Genomic DNA, 7,818 nt, shown 5'->3' on the forward strand with positions numbered 1-7,818 from the left:
TCAACTCGATCAGCTATTCACCATCTACTCAATGACATGTTGGCTATGGATATGACGAATTCACCAGTTCTTGTTCTCGGCGGGACCGGCCGCACCGGCCGTCGCATTACCGAGCGGCTTCGATCTCGCGGCGTGTCCGCACGGGTGGCCTCCAGGCGGTCCGTGCATCCGTTTGATTGGGCTCAGCCATCGACCTGGGACGCCGCGCTGAGCGGCGTTGGCGCGGCATATGTCTGCTATTCCCCCGACCTCGCGTTCCCTGGCGTCTCGGACCTCATTGCACAGTTTGCTGATCGGGCGAGCGCTCATCAGGTGCGCCGGCTTGTGTTGCTGTCGGGCCGCGGCGAACAGGGCGCACGCGCCAGCGAGCGTGCGATCCAACAGTCCGGCATCGATTGGACGATCGTGCGATCGTCGTGGTTCGCCCAGAATTTCAGCGAGCATTTCCTACTCGGCCCGGTACAACGAGGCCGCTTGGTACTTCCAGCCGGTGACGTACGGGAACCGCTCGTCGATCTTGATGACCTGGCCGATCTGGCAACCGCCGCGCTGACCGAGACGGGACACGCCGGTCGCGTTTACGAGATCACCGGACCGCGACTTCTGTCAATGGCCGACGTCGCGGCCGAACTGTCCCATGCGACCGGGCGACAGATTTGCTACCAGCCGAGCACCCCGGCGGAGTTTGTAGCGGATGTTGCTTTGGACGGCATTCCCGCTCCTGAAGCAGAACCGCTCGCTGACTTGTTCCAAGACGTGCTCGATGGCCGCAATGCATCGCTGACCGAGGACCTGAAAATCGCACTCGGCCGGCCTTCGACCGACTTCGCGCTTTATGCGCGGCGCGTTGCCGCAACGGGCCTGTGGCACGAAAGATCAGCGGCTCACGCATGACCGAACTGTTCGGCACCGTCGTGACGGTCGTAGCGGCGGTCGGGGCTGGTGTCACGGGAGGGGTCTATTTCACGTTCGCCACAATCGTGTCTCCGGCCCTGCGCCTTCGTTCGGCCCCTGAGGCCGTGGCCGTGATGCGACGAGTCAACGAAAAAGCCCTTCGTCCTCCCTTCATGATCGTTTTCTTCGGGGGCGCCCTGGCCGCGTGCGCGGCAGCCGTCACCGCTCTGCTCCAGGACGATAGCGCCGGAATAGTTCCCGTTCGCGTCATCGGCGCAGGCCTAACAGTGGCGTCCTTCGTCACGACAATCCTGTTCAACGTGCCGCGGAACAACGCGCTGGCCCGGATCAGGCCATCCGAGGGGGACGCCGCTGACGCATGGCGATCTTTCGACGCAGGTTGGAGTCCTGCAAACACGACTCGAGCCGTGCTGGCGATCACCGGCTCGGCGTTGCTCGCCTCGTCACTGGTCCAACGCCTTTAGCTAGAGCGCGAACTCTCACCATGCATCGTCTGAAGACGGGCCGGGCCTGCGCGCTTTCGCGTGTGATCGAATGTCGTTCGTTTCTCGCATGCGGATCGTCTGACGAGCACCCTGTCTCGTTTAGGGTTCCGCAAACGGGAGCGGACCCGAGCTTGTAATTCAATGCTGCGGCGTGCCGCTGGAGGTCCGGCTTGCGGGCGCACCTTCCTTTTGGCGAGTGGAAGACGCAGATCATAGAGTGAGGCTATGGGCGAAGAGGCGATTGTCAGAGTGGTGTTATTCGTGGTCATGGTGGGCAGTGGCGTTCTTCTGCTGTGGATGGCGCAGGCTGCAGCCAGCGGACGTCTTGGACGCAATCAGCTCGCTGGTATACGCCTTCCCGTGACGATGGCAAGCGACAGCGCGTGGCTCGCCGCACATATGGCAGAAAAACGGCCAATACAATGGGCGGGCTGGTGCTCAATTGCCTCCGCCGCGCCGTCCGTCCTCCCCGTCCCGGTGCCGATTATGCTCACATCCATCCTCATCGATGCCGCTGGCATGATCACCTTCACGCTCTACGGCGCCTCGGTAGGAAGCCGCGCCGCACGCGCTCTATCCGACGGCGATTAGCACGGGTACAACTCCTCCAGCCGGAGAGGGATCATTAGGGGTTCCCCTTGCGGATCCATGACAAGGCGAAGGCGGGCAGGAACTGGAGTAGAGTCGGCGCAGGATGAAAAGCAGGATGGCACTGACGCGGTCTATCGGCATTTCTCTGATCGTGGTCGGTGTTATCGCTGCTCTCTGCGTAGTCGCCTTGGCTTGGTTGTCCGCCACGTACGGCGGACTCGATTACAAGTGCCTCGTGGAAGGACCACGGCGGGTGTCCGCCCCTTTCGCGGTCACGTCGGAAGCCGTGCGGGTGCAGGGATCTTTCTCCTGGTGGCCGTTGGGGCGAGCCTGTAACTGGCAGCGTGCAGACGGTCAGGGCTTTGTGATGGCCGGCCCTGGCTGGGCCACCACGATCACATTCCTCGTGTGTGCCGCCGTTGCATCCGTTGGTGGAGTCCTCATCGCCACCGGAAATGCGCGTTCGCGCTCCTTGGCCGCAGCGGGACGCCAGGGCATTCCCGCCTAGGCGTCCCGCAAGACGTGCCCTTGTGGCACCGGGGATCCGCCCATCGAGCCGTGTTGGCGTCTGCATAACGAAGTGGCCACACTGTTCTCATGCTTATTGATAATTGGTCTTTCGTTGGCTTGCACCTGACCACGGATCGCCTCGAGCTTCGAGTACCAACGGATGACGAGCTGACCGAGGTCGCCGTTGTCGCCGCCGGCGGCATCCACGAGCTCGATGAGAAGCCCTATCTGATGCCCTGGACAGACTTACCGCCGCCTGAACGAATCGTGCACGTCATGAAGCAGCATTGGAGCCGTCGAGGCGATTGGAGCGCGGATGCCTGGGCACTGGAACTGGCTGTTTTTCACGAGCAACGACCTATCGGCATGGTTGCTCTCCGTGGGCGTGACTTCCCAATCCTGCGCGAAGTGAAGACTGAATCCTGGCTCGGCCTCGAACATCACGGTAAAGGTCTGGGCACCGAAGCCAGGACCGCGCTCCTGCACCCGCTGTATACCGACTCGCCGCGAGACAACCCGGTCGCCGGTAAACTCCGACCCGCACGCCAGAACCCGTGCACGCCTGAACCGCCCCCGCCAACATTCGGCGGGGGCGGTTCAGGCGTGTCTGCTAGTTGATCTCGCCGCAGCTCACGGGAAGAGTAGCTACGTACTCAGATCCGACGAAGCCGCCGTGCAGCACGATCGCCTCGTCCGAAAGGTCGAGCAGGTCGCCGTTGACGGTGAACGTGGCCTTGTAGTTGATGGTGCCGTTTTCGGCCGTCGGGAATGCCTCGAGCGGCAGCAGAACGGGGCCGTAGGAGGGCAGGCCGTCTGCGAGGTCGAGAATGCCGTCCGGCCCGGCGGCGGAGGCCGGAGGACAGGTAGCGTTGACGTTGCCGTCCTGGCCGTGGATGTGCTGCGGGTGCAGGGCGTTTGGAACGAGTCCCTTAGCGCGGATCTTCACCTTGAGGGTGTCGCCCTTGAGGACGAGGATGGCCCGGCCCTCGACTCCGGAGCTGTTCAACTCGTTGAGGTCGACTCTGTAAACTTGGGCGCCCTGCGAGGTACCACCTCGGTCGGGCATGTCGTTTGAGTCTGAAGCGTATGCGGGGCCGGCACCAAGGGCGGCGATGCCCAGGCCGAGGGCGAGAGAGAGTGAGATCGCACGAGTTCGAGTGAGGCGTGACATGTATGACAACCTTTGTTCGATGATCGATGGAGGATGGCGCTTTACCGTTTGAGTCTGGCTTGGTCGCCCGGAATTTGTCAAGGCGAATGAGGCCAGCGTGACCGTTAACGTCAGTACCGGGTCAAGTCCTGGGGTGACTCCACAAAAAACAGGCCAGCTCGTGGACTGGGATCTGTTCGCGTTCGCTGGACTCGGAGCCCGCGATGCAATCTCTGAAGTTTTCCAAGACAATGCAGCGTTTCAAGGCGTGTCGCGAAAGCTTGGGTACCATCACGATGGAATCTCCCGGGATGTCCTAGATGGACGAGCAGTTACGTCTGACCGACTGCGGCTGACACGTGAGACATGGGAAAAAAGTCGTCGCCTCACGGTGAGGATGAGGGGCCTCTCACCCTGCCTACTGTTCTTTCGAGTGATACCGGACTGACGGACGAATCGTCACGACCGTGACGGTGAGGAGCTGGCGTTGTTCCGTAGAGGGTTCCCCTTACGGACGGACGGCGGCCGATGGACGTAGAAGATTCCCGACACTGACAGGAGGGAGGCAACGCTCTGCTCGAGGAGTGTTTGGGTAATCTTGGTGGATGGCTTCTGGTGATCTTTCTACTCTTCCCGACGACTATGCCGAGGTCTTGGCAGCGCTGAAGAATCGGGTACGTGAAGCCAGGCTTACTGCTCAGCGCAGGGTCAACTCGGAACTGATCGATCTGTACTGGGGTATTGGTCAGCAAATACTGGAGCATCAGGAAAGCCAAGGATGGGGTGCCGGTGTCATTCGTCGCTTGGCCGATGACCTGCGTGCGGAGTTTCCTCAGATGAAGGGATTTTCCCAGCGCAACCTGCAGTACATGCGGACCATGGCCAGCGCTTGGGGCTCTGGACCAAATGTGCCACAGCTTGTGGCGCAATTGCCGTGGGGACATATCCGCACCATTCTGGACAAGGCAGAAACACATCCAGATCGTGACTGGTACGCGGCCGCAGCCGTAGAATTCGGCTGGTCCCGCAACGTGCTGCTGAACATGATGATGAACCGCTCGATGGAGCGCACCGGGACGGCCCCGTCCAACTTTACGAAGCATTTAGCCGCCGCGGACTCAGAACTGGCGCAACAAGTAGCCAAGGACCCGTACGCCTTTGCGTTTTTGGGACTCTCCGGCGAGGTAGCCGAACGAGACCTGGAACAGGCTCTTATGGACCGCATTGTGGAGACACTGAGGGAATTGGGTCCCGGTTTCGCCTTCGTTGGACGTCAAGTGCATCTGGAAGTGGACGGAGACGACTTTTACATCGATCTCTTGTTCTTCCATGTCGAGCAGCTCCGCTACTTCGTCATCGAGCTCAAAACTGGGAAATTCCAACCTGAGTTCGCCGGGAAGCTGAATTTCTATGTCGCGTTGGTCGATGACAAGTTGCGGCGCCAGGTCCATGCACCAACCGTCGGAATCCTCATTTGCGGCAGCAAGAACGATCACACCGTTCGTTACGCACCCGGACGCTCCACTTCCCCCATGGCCGTTGCCGCTTATACCTACGACCAGCTCACTAGCGAGGATCGTGCGATGCTCCCACCAGCGGAACAGCTCACAGCCGCCCTCGATGCTTTCCCCGAGTGAGCGATAGCCGACGCAGAGATAGAGCAGCAGGTAGTCAACTGCGTTACGACCAGCAAAGCTGCTGAGTCACTGATCGGTGTCTCAACTGACGTTCCCTGCGCGTCCCGTAGAGGGTTCGGCTTACAGGCAGTTTCTGGATTTTAGGCCGTAACTCGCGGGGAGTCGTTAGTGTCAATGTTGTGAGTAAAGCCCAACGATGCATTCTCTTTCTTGCGCTGGCGGTCGTGCTGTGGCTTTTGGGCGGCGTTCTCATCCTGTTTGCAGAAGAGCTTGTCGTTCGCATTCTTGGAGTGGTTTCTTTCGCCGCAGCGGTTCCACTGGCAATCGCTGGTGGCCGCGGCTTACGCGACCGTCAGTGAATGTTCCTTTTTCGGGGAGTGACGCTTCAACGTGAGTATCGTCAGTGACGTGGAGACTTCCTCGCAACGGTTCGCGGGATTTGCACGCCAGTAGCCAAGCGCTCTGGTGGACAGCCAGCCTCGTGTGGGGCTTTGCGTCCTAATACGCATCATCTCAATCGTCGAGCTCTTCCTTACGTGGCCACAAGGAATTGTGCGGGTCTGTCAGTCGGGAGTCGATATTTGTGCAGGCGTGATTGGAAATGACAGCGGCAGATCTCAGCCACCTTGATAAATGCCGATTCGGCGACTGAGCTCAAGCATCATTCAGTCCTTCCGCGACTTGGTTTCGCTGAAATGAGATTGTCGGTTTGGAAGTATGGCCAGGAGCACTGCCGGCAGTCCTCCGGCCAGGTACATGACCAGAACGCCAATAATGACGCCTCGTCCGGACGTACCTGTCAGGAGTCCCAACGGAAGACCCATTGATATGAACGGTACGAGTGCTAACGCGCTTCGTTTTCGTGAGGAGGGCCTGGCGTAATCGTCTGATTTAGTGATGTTCATTAATGAGTAGCCGCCATTCACTGTCATACAAATCGCTGCTCTGATGATGTACGGACCACCCTACGACTCCGCCGGTGCCTAGTCGCGCTAGACCCGCGGAGACACGCACCGACCTAGCAGTAATTAGGGCCGCCGATTGCCCCGCCGGCTCCCGCGTAAGCGCCGATCGTTGTGAATATTCGTTCGCCTGGGGGCCGGTGTTATTGACCTTCGGGGCCGCTGCTCCAAGCGGTGAGTAGCGTGTTCGGGGGCCATCGAATATTTCCGTTAGGGGCCATCTGCTTAGCTCCTTCCGCTGCGTGTATTGGCACGCAGCGGAAGGAGTAGTTAGCAATGGTACGAAGGATAAAAGCGAAACGGGTGCTCGAACTCCGCGCCGAGGGCATGACGGGGCGCGCGATCGCACTCGCGGAGGGCATGTCGCGCAAGAGTGTGCTGGCGGTGTTTGACGCCGCTGACAAGGCCGGCGTCGGCCGCGAGGGCCACGTTGGCCGAGCGATACTGAGGTGTATGCGTTGCTGTTCCCGGGTCGCGGTGAGCATGAAAGTGTCTTCGTGCAGCCCGACTGGGAAGGGGTGCACAAAGAGCTCGCCAAGGTCGGGGTGACGCTGAAGCTGCTCCATGGCGAGTACGTCGACGGGTGTGCTGTGAAGAGGCAGCCGTCGATGGGTTACGACCGTTTTTGCAAGGCATATGCAGCGCATACGTTGATCACGGGGGCGGCGTCCCGGGTAGGTCATAAGGCTGGGCAGACCATCGAAGTCGACTGGTCGGGCCCGACGATGCAGCTCATCGATCCGGTGACGGGAGAGACGTCTCGGGTGTATTTGTTCGTGGCGTGTCTGCCGTTTTCGAGGTATGCGTTCGTCGAGCCGACTCTGGATATGCGGCAAGACACCTGGCTGCTGGCCAATGTGGGGATGTTTGAGTGGTTCGGCGGATCGGTTCCCCGGATCGTGCCCGACAACTTGAAGACCGGGGTGATCAAGCACTCGCGTGAGGGTGAGATCGTGTTGAACGACGCTTACCGGGAGCTTGCTGCGCATTATTCAGCGGCGGTGCTCCCCGGCAGAATTCGCCGCCCGAAAGACAAAGCCAGCGTCGAGAACACGGTTTCGCACGTGGCCACGTGGCCACCTGGGTGATCGCAGGTTTACGCAATCGAAGCTTCGGAACCCTTCCCGAGTTGCGGGTCGCGATCCGCGAGCGCATGGATGCCTATAACCGGGAGCCGTTCCAGAAACGCGCGGGCTCCCGCCTGAGCGTGTTCCAAGCCGAGGAGAAGGCGTTGCTGCGGCCGCTGCCGTCGGCTCCCTACGAGATCAGCAGGTGGATCATGGGGCGCCGGGTTCACAAGAACGGGCATGTGGTTTGGGAGAAGAATTTCTACTCCGCCCCCTACGCGCATATCGGGCAGGGCGTGGATCTGCGCATCACCACTCAAGTACTGGAGATTTATCGCAATCATGAGCGACTCACCAGCCACCTCTTGTTTGGTGAGCATGTAGTGAACGAATACCGGACAAACGATGCCGACCAGCCTCAGGGCGAGAAGTATCGGGAGTGGGACAGCGTCAGGATCCGGGCGTGGGCGACGCGTGTCGGCCCGAGCATGGTGACCGTGG

The 7,818-nt window shown here is 60.4% G+C and carries 8 protein-coding genes and 1 pseudogene; 8 read left to right on the top strand and 1 reads right to left on the bottom strand.

Annotated features, from left to right (window positions below; translation table 11 throughout):
• The first annotated feature begins 51 nt into the window (after positions 1-51).
• The 5 genes from CXY75_RS01090 to CXY75_RS01110 all read left to right on the top strand — a co-directional run bounded on the left by CXY75_RS01090 (position 52) and on the right by CXY75_RS01110 (position 3,119).
• Entirely contained in the window at positions 52-894 is an 843-nt protein-coding gene (locus tag CXY75_RS01090; protein WP_104081044.1) for an NAD(P)H-binding protein, read from the top strand.
• Complete coding sequence (locus CXY75_RS01095) at positions 891-1,379, top strand: DUF1772 domain-containing protein (RefSeq protein WP_104081034.1); 489 nt, start codon at positions 891-893, stop codon at positions 1,377-1,379. The genes CXY75_RS01090 and CXY75_RS01095 overlap by 4 nt, the downstream gene beginning before the upstream one ends.
• Positions 1,380-1,625: 246 nt before the next feature.
• Positions 1,626-1,991, top strand: a complete 366-nt coding sequence (locus CXY75_RS01100) for an SdpI family protein (protein ID WP_104081035.1) — start codon at positions 1,626-1,628, stop codon at positions 1,989-1,991.
• Positions 1,992-2,244: 253 nt separating this feature from the next.
• Positions 2,245-2,499: a hypothetical protein gene (locus CXY75_RS19640; RefSeq protein WP_158251081.1), complete on the top strand. Its 255-nt coding sequence runs from the start codon at positions 2,245-2,247 to the stop codon at positions 2,497-2,499.
• Positions 2,500-2,588: 89 nt separating this feature from the next.
• The gene (locus tag CXY75_RS01110) at positions 2,589-3,119 is read left to right on the top strand and encodes a GNAT family N-acetyltransferase (protein WP_104081037.1); all 531 of its coding nucleotides are present in this window, start codon (positions 2,589-2,591) and stop codon (positions 3,117-3,119) included.
• Here CXY75_RS01110 and CXY75_RS01115 read toward each other — a convergent pair.
• On the bottom strand, positions 3,112-3,672 hold the full coding sequence (locus CXY75_RS01115) for a hypothetical protein (RefSeq protein ID WP_104081038.1): 561 nt from the start codon (positions 3,670-3,672) through the stop codon (positions 3,112-3,114). The genes CXY75_RS01110 and CXY75_RS01115 overlap by 8 nt on opposite strands.
• Before the next feature lie 584 nt (positions 3,673-4,256).
• Between CXY75_RS01115 and CXY75_RS01120 the strand changes: the two genes are divergently transcribed.
• The 3 genes and pseudogenes from CXY75_RS01120 to istA all read left to right on the top strand — a co-directional run.
• Positions 4,257-5,288, top strand: a complete 1,032-nt coding sequence (locus CXY75_RS01120; protein WP_104081039.1) for a YhcG family protein — start codon at positions 4,257-4,259, stop codon at positions 5,286-5,288.
• Positions 5,289-5,467: 179 nt separating this feature from the next.
• Positions 5,468-5,647 (top strand): hypothetical protein, encoded by a 180-nt coding sequence (locus tag CXY75_RS01125; protein WP_104081040.1) that lies wholly within the window; start codon positions 5,468-5,470, stop codon positions 5,645-5,647.
• A gap of 879 nt (positions 5,648-6,526) precedes the next feature.
• A pseudogene (gene istA / locus CXY75_RS01130) lies at positions 6,527-7,818 on the top strand (IS21 family transposase); the annotation flags it as partial.

The sequence above is a fragment of the Cryobacterium sp. Y11 genome, assembly GCF_002929535.1.
Taxonomy (GTDB): domain Bacteria; phylum Actinomycetota; class Actinomycetes; order Actinomycetales; family Microbacteriaceae; genus Cryobacterium.